This is a genomic window from Bradyrhizobium sp. 2TAF36, from assembly GCF_052114925.1.
Taxonomy (GTDB): Bacteria; Pseudomonadota; Alphaproteobacteria; order Rhizobiales; family Xanthobacteraceae; genus Bradyrhizobium; species Bradyrhizobium barranii.
The window spans coordinates 1-395 of sequence record NZ_JBFRFR010000263.1; the positions used below are offsets into that span (position 1 = coordinate 1).

Sequence of the window (395 nt, forward strand, 5' to 3'; positions counted from 1 at the left end):
AACCGTCTGCCCGCCCCGCTTCAGGCAATGGGCAATCTTCCGTGCTCCCCAAGCCGGATGCTTGTCGCGTACAGCCAGGACTTCTGCCTCGACCGCAGCCTCACTCCGCTTGGGCATCGCATGCGGGCGCCGGGAACAGTCGGCCAGCTCCCGATCGCCGGCCTGCCAGCGCGCCAGCCACTTGTAGCCGACGTCARGACTGATGTTGAACCGACGGCACAGTTCGCGCCGGTTGGCGCCCTCCTGCAAAGCCAGCCGCACAAACTCGTGGCGCTGATCCATCACTGACACCTCGCTCCAAGGCATGGACGGCCTCCCGAATCGGACCAATCCAGCCAATGTTGATGTGTCAGCTATGTCTCCGAACACCCGTCAGTGATCTGTCCGGGCTAAAC

The 395-nt window shown here is 63.5% G+C and carries 1 protein-coding gene; it reads right to left on the minus strand.

Annotated elements, in window-relative coordinates; translation table 11 throughout:
• The coding region (locus AB4Z51_RS45085) for a helix-turn-helix domain-containing protein (protein WP_441499792.1) at positions 1-306 on the minus strand (306 nt) is incomplete at its 3' end.
• Positions 307-395 lie beyond the last annotated feature (89 nt).